General features: G+C 61.9%; 19 protein-coding genes and 1 pseudogene. 3 read left to right on the top strand and 17 right to left on the bottom strand.

Annotated elements, in window-relative coordinates:
* Positions 1-129: 129 nt before the first annotated feature.
* Positions 130-918, top strand: a complete 789-nt coding sequence (locus AC5P8J_RS16625; protein ID WP_146257121.1) for a hypothetical protein — start codon at positions 130-132, stop codon at positions 916-918.
* A gap of 290 nt (positions 919-1208) precedes the next feature.
* A pseudogene (locus AC5P8J_RS16620) lies at positions 1209-1945 on the top strand (DDE-type integrase/transposase/recombinase); the annotation flags it as partial.
* A gap of 120 nt (positions 1946-2065) precedes the next feature.
* On the opposite strand, the gene AC5P8J_RS16615 reads toward AC5P8J_RS16620, so the two are convergent.
* The 17 genes from AC5P8J_RS16615 to AC5P8J_RS16535 all read right to left on the bottom strand — a co-directional run bounded on the left by AC5P8J_RS16615 (position 2066) and on the right by AC5P8J_RS16535 (position 20634).
* The gene (locus tag AC5P8J_RS16615) at positions 2066-2515 is read right to left on the bottom strand and encodes a CPBP family intramembrane glutamic endopeptidase (RefSeq protein ID WP_495216968.1); all 450 of its coding nucleotides are present in this window, start codon (positions 2513-2515) and stop codon (positions 2066-2068) included.
* Entirely contained in the window at positions 2406-2990 is a 585-nt protein-coding gene (locus AC5P8J_RS16610; RefSeq protein ID WP_495216967.1) for a DUF2254 family protein, read from the bottom strand. The genes AC5P8J_RS16615 and AC5P8J_RS16610 overlap by 110 nt, the downstream gene beginning before the upstream one ends.
* 121 nt (positions 2991-3111) lie before the next feature.
* Positions 3112-5091, bottom strand: coding sequence for a BCCT family transporter (locus AC5P8J_RS16605; protein WP_495216966.1), 1980 nt, complete (start codon positions 5089-5091; stop codon positions 3112-3114).
* Positions 5092-5142: 51 nt separating this feature from the next.
* Entirely contained in the window at positions 5143-6240 is a 1098-nt protein-coding gene (locus AC5P8J_RS16600; protein WP_495216965.1) for a hypothetical protein, read from the bottom strand.
* Between the two features lie 213 nt (positions 6241-6453).
* Complete coding sequence (locus tag AC5P8J_RS16595; RefSeq protein ID WP_239507146.1) at positions 6454-7443, bottom strand: GGDEF domain-containing protein; 990 nt, start codon at positions 7441-7443, stop codon at positions 6454-6456.
* Between the two features lie 149 nt (positions 7444-7592).
* Positions 7593-8090, bottom strand: a complete 498-nt coding sequence (locus AC5P8J_RS16590) for an EAL domain-containing protein (RefSeq protein WP_495216964.1) — start codon at positions 8088-8090, stop codon at positions 7593-7595.
* Positions 8091-8125: 35 nt separating this feature from the next.
* Positions 8126-9031: an EAL domain-containing protein gene (locus tag AC5P8J_RS16585; protein ID WP_495216963.1), complete on the bottom strand. Its 906-nt coding sequence runs from the start codon at positions 9029-9031 to the stop codon at positions 8126-8128.
* Between the two features lie 224 nt (positions 9032-9255).
* Positions 9256-10644, bottom strand: a complete 1389-nt coding sequence (locus tag AC5P8J_RS16580) for an ATP-binding protein (protein ID WP_184013707.1) — start codon at positions 10642-10644, stop codon at positions 9256-9258.
* Between the two features lie 17 nt (positions 10645-10661).
* Positions 10662-11336 carry a response regulator transcription factor gene (locus AC5P8J_RS16575; RefSeq protein ID WP_095378033.1) on the bottom strand — a complete coding sequence of 225 codons (675 nt, stop codon included), beginning with the start codon at positions 11334-11336 and terminating at the stop codon, positions 10662-10664.
* Positions 11337-11360: 24 nt separating this feature from the next.
* On the bottom strand, positions 11361-12023 hold the full coding sequence (locus AC5P8J_RS16570) for a tetratricopeptide repeat protein (RefSeq protein WP_311638570.1): 663 nt from the start codon (positions 12021-12023) through the stop codon (positions 11361-11363).
* Positions 12004-12864 (bottom strand): SDR family oxidoreductase, encoded by an 861-nt coding sequence (locus AC5P8J_RS16565; protein WP_133050544.1) that lies wholly within the window; start codon positions 12862-12864, stop codon positions 12004-12006. The genes AC5P8J_RS16570 and AC5P8J_RS16565 overlap by 20 nt, the downstream gene beginning before the upstream one ends.
* On the bottom strand, positions 12864-13538 hold the full coding sequence (locus AC5P8J_RS16560) for an iron-containing redox enzyme family protein (protein ID WP_288415807.1): 675 nt from the start codon (positions 13536-13538) through the stop codon (positions 12864-12866). The genes AC5P8J_RS16565 and AC5P8J_RS16560 overlap by 1 nt, the downstream gene beginning before the upstream one ends.
* The gene (locus AC5P8J_RS16555; protein WP_495216962.1) at positions 13535-15025 is read right to left on the bottom strand and encodes an AMP-binding protein; all 1491 of its coding nucleotides are present in this window, start codon (positions 15023-15025) and stop codon (positions 13535-13537) included. Before AC5P8J_RS16555 ends, AC5P8J_RS16560 begins: the two co-directional genes overlap by 4 nt.
* Positions 15022-15681 (bottom strand): thermostable hemolysin, encoded by a 660-nt coding sequence (locus AC5P8J_RS16550; RefSeq protein ID WP_288415804.1) that lies wholly within the window; start codon positions 15679-15681, stop codon positions 15022-15024. The genes AC5P8J_RS16555 and AC5P8J_RS16550 overlap by 4 nt, the downstream gene beginning before the upstream one ends.
* 114 nt (positions 15682-15795) lie before the next feature.
* The gene (locus tag AC5P8J_RS16545; RefSeq protein WP_133050540.1) at positions 15796-16464 is read right to left on the bottom strand and encodes a hypothetical protein; all 669 of its coding nucleotides are present in this window, start codon (positions 16462-16464) and stop codon (positions 15796-15798) included.
* 538 nt (positions 16465-17002) lie between these two features.
* A complete protein-coding gene (locus tag AC5P8J_RS16540; protein WP_049455259.1) occupies positions 17003-17617 on the bottom strand; it encodes a hypothetical protein in 615 nt (204 codons plus the stop codon).
* A 2006-nt stretch (positions 17618-19623) separates the two neighbouring features.
* Positions 19624-20634, bottom strand: coding sequence for an ATP-binding protein (locus AC5P8J_RS16535; RefSeq protein WP_439426876.1), 1011 nt, complete (start codon positions 20632-20634; stop codon positions 19624-19626).
* A gap of 643 nt (positions 20635-21277) precedes the next feature.
* Between AC5P8J_RS16535 and AC5P8J_RS16530 the strand changes: the two genes are divergently transcribed.
* Positions 21278-21369, top strand: a 92-nt coding sequence (locus AC5P8J_RS16530) for a transposase (protein WP_332329010.1), incomplete at its 3' end; no start/stop codon positions are given.

The raw sequence follows: 21369 nt of genomic DNA, 5'->3' as shown, positions 1-21369 counted from the left end.
CAACCCCCAGCTTCTAGTCGATGGATTTTCGGGCTCCGATCGCTCCTTGGCGTGCATCCAAGCGTGTACGTGCTGCGTATTGGAACAAGCATGATCCTGTGCACTTCCCTTTCAGCCTGGAGAGCCCCAATGAAGTCTGCTGCCTTTGTCGTTCTCGCTGCCGGTCTGGCCGCATCCGTTACAGCTCACGCGTCCGGTGTCGAAGCTGGCAAGTGGAGTTTTTCCGCCTTCGGTGGCGTTGACATGCCGACCAGCGGCAACGTGCACAGCGGTGCAATCGCGCCAGTGCCCGACCTCGGACCGCTCAACCCTGCGCTGGCAGGGGTCAGTGCCGAGCTGCGTATCCAGTCGCGCAGCCATGACCGCATCTATGGCCTGGCCGACACCTACGGTCTAGAAATGGGCTATGGACTGAGCGATCGCGCCGAGCTGTTCGGACAGGTGCGTTACAGCCATGCCTCGCCCGGTCGCGTGCAGGTGGGTGGCGCCTACGTGCCGGCGCTGGACACCGAGCTGCCGGTGTACGGCCGTTTCAGCGCCTACAAGAGCTACGGCGCCGAGTTCGGCTACCGCCGTTTCTTCATGCAGCCGGGCGCTGCGCGTCCTTTCCTCGCCGCCCGCATCGGCGCGACGCGCACTGACGCAATCAACGCCTCGTTCGATATTCCGGATGCCGCCATTTCCATTCCCGATGCACGCTTCACCAAGAAGACCTGGTCCGCGTCCGGTGGCCTCGATGTGGGCGTGATCATTCCGGTCGGCGAGACCTTCAGCTTTACTGCGCAGGCCGGCGTTCGCTACGTCGACAAGCTCAGCGGTGATGACGCCGACATCGGTGGGCTCGGCTTGGGCAGCATCAACAACGATGCCAAGCGGATTTCGGTGCCGATGAGCGTCGCCGCCCGCTGGGACTTCTGATTCGGACGCTGCTTCAACAGCCGCACCGTCCACGCTGCCACAATGGTGCCCGGACGGTGCGGTTAAGCGAGCAAATCGTGACCATTCGAGGATCAGTTCACGAAAGGCTAAGTAATGCCTATTGCCTTGATCCGTCACTCGACCACGTATGTAGCAATCCTGCTAGCTGATTGGAGCCTGACATCAGGTAATCCGAAGCACCACACTTGGCCAACCACGCCGGTAGGAATGGCGTCCAGATCCTAGATATCTCCTCACGCGCGGGCTGTCGGACCGACATTTGCCCGTGGAGGCCAACCCAGGTTTCGGCCAGCAATGATTACGAGCGGAGCAAGCATCCTGCCAGCGCCCGGCCGCTCGACGACCCGCGCCTTCTAGTACGAATGGGTCAGCTTCACCACTATAGCCGGGGCACGCTGAGACTTCGCCGCATGCGCGAAGACCTGGCTGATGCGGGCGCGACGGCCAGCCTGAACCGGATAGCACGCCTGATGGCGGCCGGCAGCCTGCAGGGTTGGCCTCTGCGCAAACGCCGGAGACCAGGTGGGTGACCGATGTCACCGACATCAAGACCCAGAAGGGCAAGCTGTATCTGTACATCGTGCTGGAGCTTTACGAACAGCGGATCGCGGGGTGGTCAGTGCATGATCGGCTGGACCGTCAGATGGTGATTCGAGCGGTGCAGATGGCGGTGCGGCAACGGCACGGAAGTCATGCGGTGATCCTGCATTCGGAGCGCGGCAGCCAGTTCCGCAGCGGTGACTATCAGGGATTCTGGCCGCCAACGGCCTGATCGGCTCAATGAGCGCGGCGGGGCATTACGTTGACAACGCGACCTGCAAAGGCTTTCTTGCCCTGCTCCAGCGTGAGCGTATGGATCGAACGAGCTACCGCACACTGGGTGCGGCACGAGCGGATGTATTTGACTAAATCGAGCGACGCCACAACCCAAGAATGCGGCGAAGGGTCGCCAAGCAGGATCAGAAGATTGCAGCTATTTCTTAAACCGTCCGTGATATCCGGGTAGAACCCAATGCAGTCTCGGTCCAGTCGGCATTCGGTCTGGCATTCCGAACCCAAGCTGCCTCCAGATTGCCAAGCATCGGATCAGCAAGGACGGGACGGAGATGCAGCTCAGGCAGTGGCACTACCTTCTGGTCGGGAAGAAGTCCTGAGCTCCGCGGGTCTTCCGCCACTGGATCCACGCGATCGCGGCGACGAAGAAAACGCTGCAGAGGTAACTACCTTCCGGCCCTTGCGCGCCACCGGTCAGGGCGTCCAAGCCTTGCGGCCGCAGCGCCACCAGCAGCGCCGGCAAGTGTGCATCCATGCCGGTGACGGGCAATTCGAAGCCCGTCGCGAGCAACCCGTTCCACCCCGCGTGCCAGCCCATCACGCCCCAGATATTGCCGGCCCGCAGCGCCCAGGCGCAGATAAACAGCGAGAACAGGAAGATGCCGAGCGTAACCCGGAGCGGCTGGTGCGGACTAAAATGCAGGAAGCAGAAAACGAGCGACACCAGCAGCACTGCCGCCGCGACATTGGCCTTGCGCGCTACCAACGAGAGCATCCAGCCGCGGAAAATGATTTCCTCCACGCTCGCTTGGAAAATGAAGCTGAACAAAAGGAGACCGATGTTCAGCAGACTGACGGGCGACCGCCAGGCCTGCCCAAAGCCGGCCGCTGTCTCCGTACATGCCGGTGCTGAGCGCGATCAGGCCCACGATCGAGAACAGAAAGGCACCAATGAAGGTGGCCAGCGCACCTTGGGCCCGGGTGTCTTCGATCAGCAGGCGGGCCGCGCGCGGGGTGGCGCTGCTCGACGCGGACCCGTAGGCCGAGACCATAGTGGACAGCGAGAAGGTGGTGACCGTCAGCATCGACGCGGCAAGTATGCCAAGAATGTTACCGACGGAATCGGCGCCGATCCGTGCAGCAAGGCCGGAGGGAATGAGGAACTTGAGGAACGCACCGGCCAACGCCGTGATGATGCCCAAGGCGCCATACAGGGTCGAGCGGAACCACATCCGCTTGGTAACTTTGCTCGCTGCAAGCCTCAATCTGGTGAGCACGGGCTACGTCCTGGGCAGTTCGACCATCAATAGCACGTCGGTCCCCGAGGCCACGTCAACGCACGGTTACGCCCGGCCCAAGGCAGATGCCGCTCCTCCGGGCGGCATCTGTGTACGGATTCTACGAGCGCACCTTGTCCAGGAACTGACGGTGGCGCTCGTACTGATCGAGCACATCGTGGATGAGCTGAACCTTCGTCCACCCCATGACGTCGTAGTCCTGCCCGCCCTCCCGCAGATAGACCTCCGCGCGGTAATGGCGGGTACCCTCGCTGACCGGTCGACGGGGATCCTGCAGGGCGAACGTCGGCGGCTGATAGGGCTGGGGCCGCACGGAGTAGAAGAAGTCCATCTCCTCGCCATGCCCAACCTGCAGCCACGCACGACGATCCTCCCCCTTGGAGACGTGGACCGGCAGATCCTGCTTGCGCAGCTCAGCCGCAACTTCTTCCAATGCAGGAATGACGCGCTGCTCGATGAAGCCGGTCACCTCGATCTTCAACGGGTTGTGCGCCAGAAGGCGCAGGCGCGCCCGCCAATCCTCGCTGGTCCCCGGCAGGATACGTGCATCCCGCAGGATCGAGCGCTTGGTCGCATCCAGATGCATGGCCTTCAGCAGTCCCCAGCACATCAGGATCATGACGATCGTGAATGGCAACGCGCTGGCAATGGTGGCTGCCTGCAACGATTCCAGCCCGCCGGCCACCAACAGGGCAATTGCCAGGCCGCCGACCAGCAGCGCCCAGAAGATCCGCTGCCAGACCGGTGATTCCTCCTCACCCTTCGAGGTAAGCATGTCGATTACCAGGGCACCGGAGTCCGCTGAGGTTACGAAGAACAGCGCAACCAGGATGACCGCCAGCGAAGAGGTCAGCATGGTCAGGGGCAGGTGCTCCAGGAACTCGAAAAGCGCCATCGAGCTGTCGGTTGAGACCGCCTGCACCAACTGCTGGATGCCCTCCGCCCGCACCATGTGCAACGCGGTGTTGCCGTAGATGGTCATCCAGAGGAATGTGAAGCCAAGCGGCACAAGCAACACCCCCACCACGAACTCACGGACAGTGCGTCCACGTGAGATGCGCGCGATGAACATGCCAACGAAGGGCGACCAGGCAATCCACCAGCCCCAGTAGAACAGCGTCCAGCCACCCAGCCAACCCGTGGGTTCGTAGGCATAAAGGTTGAAGGTCATCGAGAACAGCTGGGAAACGTACATGCCGGTGTTCTGCACCAGTGCCTGCATCAGGTGCACGGTGGGTCCACAGACCAGCACGAAGGCCAGCAACGCTGCCGCCAGGATCATGTTGAGCTCGGACAGCCTGCGTACGCCGCTGTCCAGGCCAGCCACGACCGAGCCGGTCGCCACCAGTGTGATGACGGTGATCAAGCCAACCTGGACGAGCGTACTGACCTCCAGGCCGAACAGGTAGTTCAGGCCGGCGTTGATCTGCATGACGCCCAGCCCCAGCGAGGTGGCCAGGCCGAAGATGGTACCAAGCGCGGCGAACGCGTCTACAGCATGCCCCAACGGGCCGTGGATACGATCGCCGATGAGCGGATACAGTGCGGATCGGACACGCAGCGGGAGATTGTGCCGGTAGGCAAAGTACGCCAGCGACAGCGCTACCACTGCGTAGATCGCCCATGCGTGGATGCCCCAGTGGAAGAAGGTGATGCGCATGGCCTGGCGGGCAGCTGCGGCCGACTCGGGCGAGCCGACCGGCGGCGTGGCGTAGTGCATGATGGGCTCGGCAACGCCGAAGAACATCAGACCGATGCCCATGCCGGCAGCGAACAACATGGCGAACCAGGAGCCGTAGCTGTAGTCCGGCGTACTGTGGTCAGGGCCGAGTTTGATGCGGCCGTAACTGCTGATGGCGACGCCGACGACGAAGACCAGGAAGCCGGCCACCGCAAGGATGGTGAACCAGCCTGCATCATTGGCAGCCCATGACTTGGCCGCGGTGAACCACCGCGTGGCTATATCGGGCGCGATGGCAGCAAGCGCGAGCAGCGCGATGACGATGGCTGCCGTGGGAATGAACACCTGCGGAAGAATCCGCTGGCGAACGGGGGGATGTTGCGGAGCCGTGCTCTGCATGGATACCTCCGTGTTGTTGGGTGAAGAAGCCTCCGGCTTGCGCGAGCCCGATCAGAAGTAGAAGCCGATGTTGAAGTTCAGCCGTGAATGCCAGCGGGAAGGACCTCCCTCGTCGATGCCGATACCATCACCACCGGCAAACCACATGTTGCGGCCAGCGATCCAGTCGACATAGGTGAGCATGATGCCTTTCTGCAGGCTGCAACCGGTCACGTTCTGCCACGAATCACGAAGGCCCGCGCGGTGCCCGACTGGGCGGGTCATGCTGAGGTTGTTATAGCAGGTGATTTCATCCAGCCAGCCCTTCTGGCCGAACGAATAGGCGATGTTGGCGCTTGGCACATCCGCCTGCGCTGCAACCTGGAAGGGGGATTCGAACGCCGACATTGCGATGCGATCTCCGGGCACGTCATACCGGTACCGCGCCCACTGCAACTGCGCGGTCCAACCATCGCGCTGCCACTGTGCGTGGAGGACCGCGCCCTGATGACCGTATTGACGCCGTGTCTGAGTGTTCTGCACCTTGCCAGCAAACGCTGATGCGCCCAGCAACAGTTCGCCGCCGCCCCAGTCGCGCGCGCTCTCCACGCGTGCATGCAGTCGTTGCCGCTCGCGATACGGCAACGCCTCGGTCTGCGCGACATCAAAGGAGTAGCGATCGTAGCGAGCCCCGGACCCGTATTCGTCTCCGGGGAACCAGCCAAGATGCCAAGTTGTGCTGCCGCTGCGGTGAATCACCACAAGGCCCGGATCGTAATCATCCTCGATGCCCAGGTAGTAGCCGGAGCCGAACCAGAAACTCTGCGAAACGGTGGGGAGCAGCCCGAACGGGACTTGCTGGATACCTGCCTTGAGCTGGGTAGCATCGGAGAACTGCCAGCCCGCGTAGGCGTGATGCACGGCGTCGAAGCCATCGTACCAGCGGTATTGGGCAGAGAAGGAAAACGGTCCGGTTCCAGCGTCAAGGTCCGCACGCATCAGTTCAAGCTGAAGGCGGCTGGTCGGCCCGTAGTCGAGCCAGCCGTAATTGAACCTTACCGCACCACCAGGCTTGAAGTAGGAATCGCCGTTCCGACCAGGTTCGGATGCCTCTGTGGGTAAGGAAACGCTGGCGAGCAAGGCAATGGCAATAGAGGAAATCACTCTCACGATCGGGCTATCTGCCTCCGAGTTCCACATGCGAAAGCGCGCCAGTGTAACGTTGCATTTTGTGAAGAACGCGTCGCCCGACGGCCGACGCAGTGCAGTCCCGTGTCATCAGGAGTGGAAAGTGTTCCCAGCGAACGAGGCGATCTTTCCGTCAGATGCCGGCAACCATCAAGATGTCAGCGATTGACGTCGACCACGATGCGTAGGGTTTGCTCAGCAATCCGTGCCGCAGCTCGCCGTGTTTTTGCCGTGTCGCTTGGCTTCATACAGTGCCTGGTCCGCTCTTGCGAGCCACTCTTCAGCACTGGTCGTCGTGGGCGCGGCGGCAATGCCGATGCTCACGCTCAGGTCCAGCATTGTGGCATCACTGCCCGTATCAGCGTGGAGCAGGCTCCTGATCTTCTCTGCCAGCAGCATGGCCTCAGCCGGCGTCTGCCCGGCGAGCAGAAGCGCGAACTCATCTCCGCCCAGGCGTCCCGGTGTGTCGCCAGGGCGTGACACGCTGCGCAGGACCGCGGCTATACGACGCAGTGCTTCATCGCCAGTGCGATGGCCCAAGGTATCGTTGATGCGCTTGAAATCATCCACGTCCAGCATCAGCAGGCAATCCCTGCGGCCCAGAGCGCGCCCCGCTTCGATCATCTGCTGAGCGCGGTGCATGAGATAGCCGCGATTGGCCAGTTCCACCAGTGGATCCATTCGGCTGAGTCGCTGCAACTGCCGATTCTGTGACCTGACCCGGCGCGCAAGACGCCAACTCAGTGCACTCAATCCGATCCCGTAGACAAACAGGAACGGAAGGCTGAGCAGGAATGTTCGGGAAGAAGTGGCCGGCTGCCAGGGCGTGCCCATAGCAAGCCATGCAGCAAGGAAACCGAGCAGAAGCGCAGCCGTGGCCTTCAGCGCCAGCCGTGTACCGCCGGCCGCGATCTTGTCTGCCACCAGCAGCGCAGCGAAGAGCGCGCTGGGCACAGCGCTGACAGCCATGAAGGCGATCCATGCCCCGCCCAGCAGCGAGTCGACAACCATGCAACGGAATTGCACGACAGCGGGCCGGGCGGCGTGCCGTGTCAGCAGCTGTGCAATGGCCGGCCAGACCAGCGCATTGACCAGAAGAAACACGCATGCCGACCTGCCCATGCCGCGCTCCAGACCCACCGATGCAATGGGCAGCGCAGCAAGCGAGGCGCCCACGAAGCGCATCCACCCAATCCGGCGGGCAGCCCCCAGGCCCTCAACCGCAACCTCGTCCGAATCAGTGAAGAATGGCATCGCTTCCCTCACCCGTGTCCATGATGTCCCCAGGCGCCCTTTGCTCCTGCGCAGTCTGTCCCTTTGCTGTCAACGGCAGGTCAACGCAGGCGGCGGCTTGTATCGCTCCCGCCCGAGGTGACAGCGCCCGACCTCAGCGACCCCTCAATCTCGCCGGTGCAGTGCGATACGGACAAGCCGCGGCGTTCCTCCAGCCAGGCGGACAGCATGGGCAGCGGCATCGGTGGCGCGAAGAAGTAGCCCTGGAAAGATTCGCAGCCCAGCGAGATCAACAGGTCGCGTTGCTCCGCCGTCTCGACCCCTTCCGCCAGCGCGCTCATGTCCATCACCTGGGAGATCTCAACAATCTTGCCCAGCAGACGTTGAGCACTCTCCTGGGTGGCGACCTCCTGCACGAACTGCCTGTCGATCTTCAGCTTGCGAATAGGCAGGGTCCGCAGTGTGGACAGGGACGAATAGCCCGTGCCGAAATCATCCAGTGCCCAGGTCACGCCCAGTGCCTCAAGATCAAGCATTCGGTCGATCATCTCTGCCGTATCAGTGGATAGTGCGGATTCGGTGAGTTCCAGTTCCAGCAAGGCTGGGTTGATTCCGCTTTGATTGACCAGCTTGGCTACCGAGGGACGAATGCCTCACCCAAGAGTTGAACCGGACTGATGTTCACGGCCACCCGCATGCCACGCGTATGGACGTGCCCGGACCATCCATCGAGCAGTTCGCAGGCCTGTCGAAGTACCTCCAGCCCTATCTCGTTGATCAATGCGCTTTCTTCGGCCAGCGGTATGAACGAGTCTGGCGATAACAGGCCCGCCGACGGATGCCGCCAGCGAACCAGTGCTTCAACGCCGATCACGTCGGCGTCGACATGCACCTGTGGCTGGTAGTGAACCTCTATCTCACCGTTGCGCACTGCGCGTCCGAGCTCACGCTCCAGGCGCAGGCGCTTGCCGATATCCAGTCGGTAGATGCCGAAGATCGCCGCCAGAAGCACCATGGAGATCGCCGTGTTGAAGCGTGCGCCCCAGTGGCGAACCTCTACTGGCGGTGAGATGCCAGGTGCAATTCGATCGAGTGCCCCCAGCGCGAACGCTGCAAACATTGCCAGGCAAAGCAACGGAAAGACCAGGGAGCCATAGCGTTCGCGCGCTTCGAATGTGAAAGCAGCACCTGCGGCCAAGGGCAGAAGGAACAGGTGAACCGAACGTGGCACGCCTGCAATGGGCGCATCAATGGCCGCAATCGCACAGACAGCTGCCAGCACTCCGTGGGCGACGATCAGAATTGATGTGCCGTCACTGCGCTTGCTTCGTAGCAGCGCGAGGATGCCGACGGCTATCAAGCCAACAAACACAATGGATAGTTCGGCCCGACCGAAGTACAGGTAACAGGATGTCCAGGCCAGGCCCAGGCAGATGCAGGAGATTCCTGCGAGGGACAGTATGGCCGACACCTTGTCGCGGCGAGCTGCGCCTTTGAATTTCAGGACCCCAAGCCCAGCGTGTACCGCGCCATCCCTCATCACCGGAGGCTCCTCTGACTGCCCATCCACTAGCCTGAATCCGCCCGTGCTTGGCAATGGCAGCTCAGCCTTTGGAGGGCGTCACGTGCTGGAGCGAGGCGGCATGCCGGAGAATATCAAAGCAACGCAGGACACCCAAACGTCGGTTTTCTGGCGCAGGTCGCAGCACGTGTGGTGGTAGTGCAATGCAGCTGAGCGCCCTGCCAGACGCGCTCGCCTGGCACTCAGCTGTCACTCGCGGCTCGATACGCTGATCCTGCTGGCCAGGTCACTTTCACCTCAAGTCCGCCCAGTTTCTGTGAGGTGCCCAGCGTCACGCCCGCGCCGTGGGCATCGGCCACCTCCCTGACAATGGACAGCCCCAACCCGCTGCCCTGCACCCGGCTCCCCAGCGTTCGGTAGAAGCGGTCAAAGACGCGATCGCGCTCTTCCTCGGCGATGCCCGGACCGCTGTCGGCGACGATGAGAAACGCCCTGCCCTCCTCCTGCATCACGTAGACATTCAGGCGACCGCCGACGGGAGTGTAGCGCACGGCGTTCTCCAGCAGGTTGCGAACCAGAGCGCTCAGCGCGGCCTCGTCACCCCTGATCTCCGCGCTGTCCAGCTTCAGTTCGATGTACTGTCGATTTACGGAAAGGATAGGACGCAGCGCATCCACCTCCATGCCGACCAAGCCATCCAGGCTCAGGCGCACCGAAGTCAATCGGGATACGGCTTCTGCGCGGTTGAGTGTGAGCAGCTGCGAAGCAAGGCGCTCCAGCCGCGCCACTGAGTCGCTGACCATCTCCTGTGCGCGAACCCTTCCTGCATCATCCGGCGCCATGCGTGCATTGTCTGCATGCACTTTCAGCGCACTGATCGGTGTGCGCAACTCGTGTGCGGCATCGGCTACAAATCGCCGCTCACGCGCCAGTGCCTCGTTCAATCGCCCAAGCAGACCGTTCACTGCCTGCACCAGTCCTCGCGCCTCGCGCGGCACGTCAGCCGCGTCCAGTGGCGACATGCGCTCGGGATCACGCCTGCCGATCTGGTCCGAGACGCTCTGCAGCGAGCGGGTCACGTAATTGACGCTCCACCAGATCACCAGCGCCATAAGTGGCAGCGCCAGCAACAACGGCAGCAAGGTGCCTCCTGCAATATCTTCGGCCAACTCTTCGCGGATGTCCGACCGCTCGCCAGACTGGAACCATCGGCCCCCACGGGTCTGCAGCGTGAAGGTGCGCCATTGTTCGCCGTCGATCACGGGACTGGCGTACCCGGCCACCAATGAAGCCAGTGGCCGGGTGGGAGCACTATCCGAGCGGAGCAACAGGCGCTGCTTCGCGTCCCACACCTGGAAGGCAAGCTTGCTCTCGTAGGCATGCCCATCGCTGAACGCAAGCGCGTCGCCCACGCCTTCAGCGTGCCCGTGCCAACCATGCAGCACAATGGGGTCGCCCGGAAACGCAGTCAGATCACTTAGCGGCTCATCTACCAGGCCCATCAGTACCCGCGTGGACTGCACCAGCCGGGCATCGAACATTTCCCCCGCTTCCTGTAGGCCGGCGCGATAGCTGAAGAATCCAGCCACGGCCATCAGAACCGCCAAGGTGCTCAGCAGGGTCAGCAGCAGAGTACGTCGCATTGACCTCATGCATCCGCCTCCGGCGACTGCCCCAGCGCATACCCGATGCCTCGCACGGTACGCACGATCGCAGGGTCGACCTTGCGCCGCAGCTGATGCACATGAACGTCCACCGCGTTGCTGGCGACGTCCTCATCCCAGCCGTAGAGGTGCTTCTGGATCGTTTCTCGCGCCATTGGCCGCCCGTTCTGCTCCATCAACAATCTCAGCAGCGAGAACTCGCGGCGGGTCAGATCCAGCGTCCGTCCTTTCCATCGCGCCTCCAGCGTCGCCGGATCAAGATGGAGGTCACCGGCGTCCAGCGTGGGATGCGAACGTCCGCTGCTGCGCCTGACGAGCGCGCGGACGCGTGCCAGCAGCTCGGCGGTATCGAAGGGCTTCCCGAGGTAGTCATCTGCTCCAACGTCCAGCCCGAGCGTACGGTCGGCCGGGCGTTCACGGGCACTGAGGACCAGAATCGGCACCGGGTTTGCCGCCGCCCGAAGGCGGCGGATCACTTCGATGCCGTCTACCCGTGGCAGACCCAGATCGAGCACCACCAGATCAAAATCCCCATCCTGCGCAGCCAGGAGTGCGGCCGTACCGTCTTCCACCCAGTCCACGGCGAAGGCGCCCCGTCGAAGTGCGGTCCGGATGCCTTCACCCAGGGAGCGGTCGTCTTCGACGAGGAGGATGCGCATGAAGGCAGTGTCCAGTCGCGGACTTCACTTTGCAAGATGGCCCATCACATCGTGCAGCTTGGCTTCGATCTCATGCCGGCGGCCGGCATCGGCCACATCCCTTCCTGGCCGGGCTGGTGCTGCCAGTGCCTTCTGCAGCGCCGCCTGCGCCGGGCCCCACTCCTTCTGATCGCGCAGGAAATCGCCATAGAAATAGTTGGCATCGATACCATTGGGGTCGATATCCAGCCCCTTCTTCAGCATCTGCCGCGCCTGATCGTCATCCCCGAAGCCCAGCGGCCACCCCGGAACCTGGTAGTAGAGCGCGCCCAGACTGGTATACGCCGCACCATCCAGGGCCCGGGGATCCAGTTTCAGCGCGGCCTCGAAATCGGCGCGGGCCTGCTTGACCAGGCTGAGTGCGCCCATGCCACCTTTTTCGCCCGCAAGGCTGGACAGCACGATGCCCTCCCAGATCAGCGCAGCGGCATCCCTGGGGGCCGCTTGCCGGGCTTGCGCGGCCTGCTTGGACAGGGCCATGAACGCCGCCTCGCGCTGCGGCTTGGGCGTCTGGTAGTTGATCTGGGCCCAGCGGTCACGGATCTGCGCCACCGGCACTGATGGTTCGGCAGCCGCAGCGACCCCGACCAATACGGCGGCGGCAATAAGAATGAGATAGAACATGGTCTTACCCTGCGTGCGCTTCATGGGAGGTGTCCTTGCTGGGAGGGGATGCGGAAGAACTCGCTGCGGTGGTGCCACTGCTGGCGTGGCGCCTGACGATGGGTAACTGTTTGCGGAGGCTACGGTCCACCAGCTCGGGCAGCAGGCCGTTCAACCGAGCGAACAGCCGCTCTGGCCAGCCAATCTGCAAGCGCGGATTGCCAGAGCGCAGGGCCTGCAACAAGGCCGTCGCGACCTTCTCGGCCGAGTCGTGGGAAACGCCCAGTTCAGCGTTCATGGCATCCACGGCGCCGCTGTTGAAATCGGTGCGGGTGGCGCGTGGTGAGAGGTACTGGAACTTGACTGTGCTGCCGGCATACTCGCGGCCCAGTCCTTCGACCAGGCCGCGCAATCCGAACTTGCTGGCGCTGTAAGCGGCAAAACCCGGGAAGGCCAGGCTACCGAACGTCGAGCCGAGAACGGCCACGCTGGCGTGCGACTGCCGCTCCAACAAGGGCAACAAGGCGCGGATCAGCAGCATGGAGCCAACCAGGTTGGTCTGCATCAGCTGCTCCAACGCCTGTTCGGTCTGCGCGCCGAACAGTCCGAAGGCGGCGCTTGCATGGCCTACGACCAGCACCGAAGGCGGCCTGGATAGCGCATCGATTTTCGCCAGCAACGTGCCGCGGCCCGCCGCCGTGCCGATATCGGCAACGACCGGTATGACACCCCCTTCCGGCAACGTGTCGGTGAGCGCCTGCAGCCGATCGCGGCCCCGCCCCACCGCCACGACCTGCGCGCCCTCGCCCACCAGGCCGCCGCAGAGCAACCTTCCGATTCCGCCGCTGGCTCCGGTCAGAACGACCGTACGTCCACGCAGGTCCATCAGGCCGCCTCCGCCATACGCGCACCGCCACTGCGCAGGGTGCGGAAGATATCGCCGTACAGCACGTAGAAGCGGCGTGCCGCGTGGACAACGGCCTGCTGGTCGCCGGGATCATCCAGCCTGTCCATCAGCGATTTGAAGAAGCCGACATGCTCGATATCGAGATCGCCATGCGAAAGCAGATAGCTGAAGGCGTTGCGCGGAAGATCCAACGACGTCTGCAGGGTGTTTGCAGCCTGCGTTGCCAGCGCCACACTGGTGCCCTCCAGCACCAGTACCATGCCAAAGAAGCCCACAGGGTTCCCGCGCTGGATGGTGTCGTAGGCGTAGCTGACCATGAGTTCGGCGGCCAGTGCGGGTTCGGATGTTGCAGCAGCGGACCGATCACCACCGGCAGCTGCAATATCGTCCAGTACCCATTCCTGGTGGCCCATCTCTTCTTCGATGTACTCACCGATCGCGGTCCGCAGCCATTCCAGGCGCGCAGGCAGGCGCGAGCCACAGGCCATCAGCAGCGGTACCGTGTGGCGCACGTGGTGGTACGCCTGCTGCAGGAACGCCAAATAGTCGTCGCGGTCGATGCGGCCCGCCAGTGCATCGCCGATGATGGGAATCTCCAGCAGCGACTGGCGCTCGCTGGCGGTCTGGGCAAGAAGGTGATCGTGGAAGCTCATGCAGGGTCTCCGATGGTGCTGAACGCAGGGCGCCGGTAGGCGGCGTCGATCTCTGCCTGGTAGTGGGCGAGGATGGCCTCGCGACGAATGCGACCATTGGCGGTCAACAGGCCGGCGTTCGCACTGAATGGCGCGACGGTCACGTAGCGCGCGATGCGCGCGTAGTCGGGCAGGCCGGCGTTGATGGTGGACAGCGCCGCATCGAGCGCGCCGGAGCCCTGCTGCGCGATGCGCGGAACCAGCAATGCCAGGTTGTCGGCCTGCCCTTCCCCCCAGACCAGGGCCTGCGCGATGGCCGGGTGCGAAAGCAGTTCGCTCTCCACCCATTCGGGCGACACGTTGCGGCCAAATGCAGTGATGAAGACGTTCTTGCGCCGCCCAGTCACATGCACGAAGCCGTCGGCATCGATGTGTCCCAGATCACCGGTGTGGATCGGCCCCTCCGGCAGCGACTCGTCGCCCAGATAACCCAGTGCACGCGCACCGGACACCACGATTTCTCCGTCCACGATCTGCACCCTCACGTGTGGAAGGGGCCGCCCCACCGTGCCATCGCGCTGGGCACCAGGACGATTCAGGCACACCACCGACCCACACTCGGTCAGGCCGTAGCCTTCGAACACCGGCAACCCCAGGTGCCGTGCCCGCGACAGAAGACCGGGAGAAACCCGGCCTCCCCCAACGGCCAGGTATCGCAGTGATGCTGGCAGTTCAGCGCCCTGCTCTGCCGCCATGACCAGGGCCAGAAGCAGTTGGGGCACGAGGATGATGCTCTCGGGGCGGTAACGATTGAGGCAACTCAGCAGCACCGGCATATCCAGCCCTGCTGCGCCGGTGTAACCGATCTCCTGCAGGGACGGCAGCGCGATCTCGGCGCCCGACAACAACGCCGCATACAATCCCGCGACGTTCTCCAGGAGCGTCGACAGCGGCATCAGGCACAGATGTCGGCGTGGTGCGATGTCACCTGCGGCACCTGCCAATGACGCGGCGGTGGCCATCAACGTTCCGGCAGAGAGGCATACGCCGCGCGGGCGCCCTGTGCTGCCCGAGGTGTAGGTCACGCAGGCCGTGCCAAGCGGCAGCGTACTGCCAGCAGGAGCGTCCAGGCCTAAGCCGTGCGCACTCAGTGTCGGCAACGCCATTGGTGCGGCCGTGATCCCGCACGGCGGCGGCGCGCCCTCCGCCAGCACCAGCAGCTGGGCACCGCTGGTCTGCAGTGCGTGCTGCACTTGTTCATCCGAGAAGAAGGTGGGCAACGGTACGTGCACCACTTCGGCAATGCGAAGGGCCAGGTCGAGCACCACCCAGTCGGGGCCGTTGTCCAAGCGACTGGCAACGCAGGTGATACCTGTCCGCTGCAGCCACTGTGTCAGTTCCATTACGCGAGACCGCAGCTCGGACGCACTCAGCTTCTCCTGAGCGGTCAGCACTGGCTGGCTATGCTGCTGCAGCAGGCGCAGGACGTGCTGTGCATCAACACTCATCCGGCCACCCCCACGGAACTGGCCGTATCCATTGGGTCTATCGAGCAGGCCTTTCCGCCAAGAAAGGCGATGCCTTCGCGGATATCGCCGCACATCACGCGCGGTTGCGATTCATAGTAGCGGCCCCAGTCGCCCGCGCTGTCGCCCATGCGCTCGGCACGCGCGGGCACAAGTTCGAGCGGTGCCAGATGCAGACGGACGAACGCGTTGCGCAGCTGTTGGGTCGCTACGAACATCACCCAATCCACTTCGGCGGCGCGCAGGACCCAGGCCAGCTGCACGATCAGCTCGCGTGCGATGCCCGCCGTCGACGCGGCAAAGTGGCCCACTTCGGCAATCTGCGCTCGCCGAGGTGCACTGGAAAGGTGCTGCGCCAGCACGGCCTCGACGGGCGCATCCAGATAGTGCTCCACAAACAGCGGGCCACTGTCTGCGTGTCGAAGCCCGACTGCCGCCACTAGTGCCCCCTGCGTATCGCGGTAGGCCAGCAACTGTGGCATGAAGTCACGGACTTCGGCATCGAAGCGCTGACGATAGGTGTCGGCGATGAAGGACTGCACCTGTCCACGTAGCGGATGATCAGGCCCGACGAGGTTGGCTTCCGCGAATCTGCCCGGATGCGGGACCATTGGAATCGGCTGAGGGATCATGTCCATGGGGCACGATCCTGAAGCGCGCCGATTAAGGCGAAATTAGGCCTTTGTTAGCCGATCGTTAGGCATTTGATCGGATTTCGTTCCCAGGCTCGGTTTCAATACAGGTCTCTTGGACTAGAGAACCAAGGCGAGCGTCAGTGCGACGACCAGTGCCAGCGTCAGCAGAAACGAGCCGAGTACGAAGCCAAATGCTTGGAGTGGCCCGGTGCCGTTCAGTGCCACGAAGGTGCGCGTTCGCGCCCACAAATACCATGCAACTGCCAGCGCTCCGATCCCCACACCCAAGCGATGCGCAATCTCTCCACCTGCAGAGCCAGCTGCCTGCGAAACTGCAAGCAGAATCACAAATGGACACGCAATGAACGCCTGTATGGAAAAAGGTTCCCGCAGCGTGTCGCGGTTGATGGGCAGGCGCTGTCGCCACAGCGTGCTTAGCGCCGCCCCCAGGGCGAAGATGCAGAAGGCAGCCGAACGGGTGAGCAGCAGCCCCTGCTCACTCCCAAACAGCAGCTTGCCTACGGGTCCTGATACCGCGAGGGGGGCGGTGCGCGTAGACATTTCCAATGCGTGCGCCAGCACCACCGACAGAATCAACATCAGCACAGGGCTGATGGCATCGGCGAATCGTTGTTCCGGATCTTTGGAGAACTCTCGGCGCGTGTAGTGCGCTACCTCGCCCGGCTGCACCAGCACCCTCCACAGGGTCCGCGGGTAGAACACCAGCCACCCTACGAGTTCATAGAGGAACTCTTCAAGCGATCGCAGCAGTCTGATGAGATCCATAAGAGCCCCGGGTCAAATGGTTGAAGGTGAGCTTACTCTCCCTGCCGCCCGGGGACGAATGGAGTTCAGCTGTCGGCCAAACCATTGCGTTAAGCCTTGCTGAGTCGAGTCCCCGCCAGGACATTCGCACCGGCACCAACGGGTGAAGTCAATTTGAGGATTCTTAACGATTTATGCTGTACGCTGGCCGCACTTGGCTCCTCTTGGGCGCGAATCCTTCGCCTCCGTGTCTAGCCCCTGACCGGCACGACACATGACCTATCCAGCTGCTTTTCGGATCCTGAGGATCCGTCCTTTGCTCCGCCTCAACGGAACGATCGAGCGCGTCGAGACGCTTCAGGCCAAGTGCGGCGCATGTGGGGACGAGTCACGCATGTTTCGGGGATGCGGACTTGCCGATGTAGAAGGTGGCGTCGAACTGACTTGCCCAGCCTGTAAGGTGACAGAGACATTGTCTACCGACAGAGCCTGGAACCTCTGGGGGAAGCAGATGAAAAGAGACAGGATCTTGGCGCTGGCGGGGTTGACGCCCGAAGATCTAGATTTGACCTAGATCCTGAATCACCGCCTGGTTCTCGCGCAGAACAGTCGCCAAAAGTCGGCCGCCCGCCACCTTGCGTCCTACTTGCCCATTGAGCCAGGCCGCTTGAATCTTGCCAGATGCCAGTACATCGGCAGGATCAAAGCTATCCGGTCTGCCAACCAAGGGCTCTCCAGGGGACGCCAATCCGCCGTCAAGTGGCTGGACTATCGCTGGTCGGTCGTTGCTGCTCTTGGCATAAGCGGTGGCCATCATTCGGCTATGTTGGGGCGACCAGCCGCCGACCAAGATCTCAGAGCCAAGCTGGCCGATGGGAAGACCAGCCGCCGCAGCCGCTTCTTCATAGCTGGGCCACAGGCGATCAATCACGGCCCCCATCTCAGCGAAGAGTTGTTCCAGCCTAAAATCCGAGCGGTAACTGGCCTGGAGAGTGAGCTCGAAGACTCGAATGAAGAACTGAGTTGATCCGCGCGTTGCCAGAACCAGGTTGTGCTGAGGGATAAGGAGTGCCTTCGCGCCAGCCGATGTCACGCCAGTTCTGGCGTCTTCGGCCAGGGTGTCCACGGCAACCAGGAGCTGGTCAGAACGCAACAGAACGTTGAGGATGCTCATCAGGCTAGTCCAAAGGTCTTCGCGAAATATGGCTGAAGCCCCGTCCCTTTGTCGATTCCTACTTCGAGAATGATCACCACAATGGAAGATATGCTACAGCGACTCTCAGCCTGCGAGTGCACACTGGAGGCGCATCGCGGCTACCTAAAAGCGTTCGAGTATGGCCTCAGGATCATGATCATCACACACCCTGATCCTGATCAGCTCGGACGCGCATGGGAGAAGCTACTCCCCAGCATCCTCGAAACCCATGCAGATGGGACCAAGCCCATGTTCATGGAGGGCTTTACACAGGCAATAGCACTTCTCACTGAGCAAATCGGAGATCTGTGAGGACCCGGCCAAAGTTCGCAGCCTCGATAACGCACGCTTATCGATGAGACAGACAACAGATGGGTTCAGGGACGCTGACGTCGGGCCATTCAGATTGGACAGTGCGCGACGTCGGCCGAGCATCCGGTGCTGCCGCGGAATGCCGAGCATGCCCTGGCCTGCGACGGAGTTGCCCTGTCCGAGGTTGGTGCTTCTGCCATCCTGATAGCCCTTCTACGCTGTCGTAATGCCGTGTAGAAGCAGCGCCCGTCGAGGTAGCTGTTCATTCTTCGTTTTATGGGTTGCGCGGCGCTTTCAAAGCGGGATGTCAGGGGTAGCGGGACCGCGGCGTCGCCGTCGCTTAGCGAGCCTGGCAATACTCCTACGCCGGTCTTGCCCCATGGCTATGACCAATTCGTGATCTTCCTTTTGAACGAGCCCCTTGTCGCAGAGGCCAAGATCTTCCCAGCCGCGCAGACGGAGGTGCGTGGGGCAGCTCCAGGTCGCACCAGGCTGATGCAGTGCCCAGTGCGAGGAGTAACTGAACGGTTCGCACAGCATGGGCTGTCTGTTGGTGCGATCAACCCGCGATTGTATCCGTGCAAGATTTGCCACCCATGCCTCAAAAGAGCTGATGAAACTGGCTGCGGCTGCGTGGAGGTCGGGCAGCCATATAGGAACCTCTGAGCCTGAATGCACCTTCATTACCAATGCTCGGGAGACAACTAAGAGCTCTTCGCGCCGCTGGAGCTGCCATAGTGCGTACGCCTGTCCAGCGCAGCACAAATGCGGTTTAAGCGTAGCGGGAGACCAGGAGTTGAACCGGGCGCGCCCCCCGCCCACGGACCTCATAGCATGAATGCGGCAGCGAGAGTGCCCCTTAAGATAAGTGCGTCTTATCTGACGTGCGACGCATCTGAGCAGGTCTTGGTAGGGCTTGATCGCCGCTCTGCCATCGTCAGACGGAAGTGGTTGCACTAGAGGGGTTGCCTGAAACGACCGGAAGGAGGCCGGCGTCGGTGCCAGCGCGTTCCGCACTATGGAGTTCGGGTATTGAATGAGTGCGTACCAATACGTGCCAGCATGGCTATCAGCTTGATCACCGTCCCAGCATATCGATGTGTGCCCACTGCATGCTCTTTGGTATCTGAGGAGAGATACGTTGGCATCTTTAAGCCATTGATGCAGTTCATCGAGTACGCGAGCGTACGAGACACGCTCGCCAGTCTTCAAGGATCCAGGTATCGGATACTTCAGCAGTGTGTCGCCACAGACATTGCATGCGAATCCATGCACTAGAGATCCTTTTGTGTCCAGCGCCACTGAACAGTTGGGGCAGCCCGTCTGCAACCGCTCTAGATGCAGGATGCAACGCACAAATCTCTTATCCTGTTGGTACTGATAGTGGCGCCCAGACTGAACGCAGACTGGACAGTAACGAAGTTCTTCGTCTGTCAACCATCGGCATCTTTCATTAAGAGCCGACTGAACATCAACGAGCTGCTCCGCCTCATCGACGAACTCATCGTCGTTAGCGTCGCATTCTGCGAGATGTGCTTTTGATCGCGCGAGCGGCACTCGCCAGTCTCGGCGCACTGGCATCCACTTCAGATCAATGCAGTTGAGCCACTCCAATGTTTGGATGATGGTCCACGAGGAACAGTAGGCATCGATCAGGCTTGGGCTCCAAGCGATCATGGCGAGCTCTGTGTGCGACGCCTCCCCATCGCTGTAGCGGCCAGCGCCGCAGGAGTCCTAGACCGGTAGCCGGAATCAAGGATCGCGCGCTCCCAGACCTCCCGCGAAATCGTCATTCCTTCAGTATCACTGCCCTCCCCGTCCTGGCCGACCAACATCAGTGCTTCGGCCACCCACTGCATGCTGATTCCCTCTTGATCAACGGCGCCTGCAGACTGAGACCGAAATGCGTCGTACAGATCCGTGGCGCAATTGGCTAAGCGAAACCCAGTGGCGTGGGCGTTGGGCCACAGGTACTGCGTGTACGACCAGCCCGAACCGCGAGGATACTCGGTCTCGTCATCACACGACTTGAGAACGACGCGCAAGTCGGCCGGATCTTGCAGGCTTCTGAATTCAACCAACTCCGCCATGAACCTGATGGTCAGATCTGGCATTTCGGCCATGAACTGTTGGTGCATCGTGCAAAGCTGGCTTTGTCCGAACAGGACGACCGTGACCTTGACCTCATGCGTGTTTAGCCAGTTGACGATACGCTTCAACCAGCCTAGATCCTTGGCGTGCAAGTTCTGTGCTTCATCAACTACCAAGAAGAGGTGCCTTCCAGCTACTGACAGTGCATAGAGAGCTCGCATCAGTTGGTCACGCTTTCCTGCAAGGGAGCGAAGTACGCGGGGCTCGTAGTCGATCACGGAGAGAAGGTCTTCGATTAATGCGCCTTCCGCCGCCGCGTCCTTTGAAGAGGGCTCATAGATAACGAACGCCGATCCCGGGTACTGGACAGGGGCCAGCTTCTGCAGCGCGTAGATGCACGAAGACTTCCCGCACAACGGATGAGCCCAGAACGCGATTGAGGAGCGAAATCGCTGCGCTCGGTCGAAGACCAGGCGCGCTACTTCTTTGACTGGGGCGGTGGGAAGTACGGCCGACGCCATGAGTAGGGGGTGCCGCTCCCGTAAAGATGGGTAGGTCGCTTGGATGGCAGCGATGCTCTCGTGGGTATCCATTGTTAGTCTCATCATTTTCCAATGACGGAAAAATCAATGCTTCTAGATTTTCGGACACGCGATGCCAGCGTCTGCGTGTCAACAGACTTTGCGGCGGCCCTCAAAGTCATATCCGGTGCGTATCCTTTCCTCCCCTCCTCCGCCAGAACAGTCGCAGCCTTTGTGGCTCGGGGTGCGCTTGCGCACGCATCCAGGGCCTTCTGAGCCAGCACTTGAAGCTCCGAGCCGACGATGTCGGCCAAGGGCTCATCCCGAGCGCTCATGATCTTGGACCTGAGCAATCGCCGCATCTCTAGGGAGTGCGGGTGGCGCCACCGCGAGCTCAGTGGCTCGAGCCTGCCGAGATCCCTGCCATCACTTGTATATGCATGAATGTGGGAGATGTCGTAGGGATCTGCTTGAAGTGTTATCGCTTGTGCGATTAGATCCCAACGTGCAGCCAGGATGGGCGATCCGTACTCTACGCCAGCGTAGGAGATCCGAGGCGGCCTACCCTTCTTCTGAGAGCCCCTAACGATGGCGGAGGACACATCCACTCTGAGCGAAGGTGTCATCTTAGACCTGGGTGGCCCCAATGGCGCCAAGCACCCGGAGCTGAAGTGACCCCCGGGAGTTGGACGCCAGATCCAACCCCGAGGGATACATGAACAGATACGACGCTCGTTTCAAACTGCAGGTCGCCAAAGAGGCCTGCAAGACCTCCACATCAGTCAAAGCCGTTGCTCGTCGCCACAG

It is taken from the genome of Stenotrophomonas sp. YJH_SMC_37 (assembly GCF_059370035.1).
Note: the sequence above shows the minus strand (reverse complement) of the source record. Positions and strands in the feature narration are given on the sequence as shown.

Excerpts from the sequence above, each read along its gene's own strand:
- AC5P8J_RS16625 (WP_146257121.1), top strand. The coding sequence starts at position 130 with ATGAAGTCTGCTGCCTTTGTCGTTCTCGCTGCCGGTCTGGCCGCATCC.
- AC5P8J_RS16605 (WP_495216966.1), bottom strand. The coding sequence starts at position 5,091 with ATGCAGAGCACGGCTCCGCAACATCCCCCCGTTCGCCAGCGGATTCTT.
- AC5P8J_RS16595 (WP_239507146.1), bottom strand. The coding sequence starts at position 7,443 with ATGCGCTTCGTGGGCGCCTCGCTTGCTGCGCTGCCCATTGCATCGGTG.
- AC5P8J_RS16585 (WP_495216963.1), bottom strand. The coding sequence starts at position 9,031 with ATGAGGGATGGCGCGGTACACGCTGGGCTTGGGGTCCTGAAATTCAAA.
- AC5P8J_RS16575 (WP_095378033.1), bottom strand. The coding sequence starts at position 11,336 with ATGCGCATCCTCCTCGTCGAAGACGACCGCTCCCTGGGTGAAGGCATC.
- AC5P8J_RS16570 (WP_311638570.1), bottom strand. The coding sequence starts at position 12,023 with ATGAAGCGCACGCAGGGTAAGACCATGTTCTATCTCATTCTTATTGCC.
- AC5P8J_RS16565 (WP_133050544.1), bottom strand. The coding sequence starts at position 12,864 with ATGGACCTGCGTGGACGTACGGTCGTTCTGACCGGAGCCAGCGGCGGA.
- AC5P8J_RS16560 (WP_288415807.1), bottom strand. The coding sequence starts at position 13,538 with ATGAGCTTCCACGATCACCTTCTTGCCCAGACCGCCAGCGAGCGCCAG.
- AC5P8J_RS16555 (WP_495216962.1), bottom strand. The coding sequence starts at position 15,025 with ATGAGTGTTGATGCACAGCACGTCCTGCGCCTGCTGCAGCAGCATAGC.
- AC5P8J_RS16550 (WP_288415804.1), bottom strand. The coding sequence starts at position 15,681 with ATGGACATGATCCCTCAGCCGATTCCAATGGTCCCGCATCCGGGCAGA.
- AC5P8J_RS16545 (WP_133050540.1), bottom strand. The coding sequence starts at position 16,464 with ATGGATCTCATCAGACTGCTGCGATCGCTTGAAGAGTTCCTCTATGAA.
- AC5P8J_RS16540 (WP_049455259.1), bottom strand. The coding sequence starts at position 17,617 with ATGAGCATCCTCAACGTTCTGTTGCGTTCTGACCAGCTCCTGGTTGCC.
- AC5P8J_RS16535 (WP_439426876.1), bottom strand. The coding sequence starts at position 20,634 with ATGGATACCCACGAGAGCATCGCTGCCATCCAAGCGACCTACCCATCT.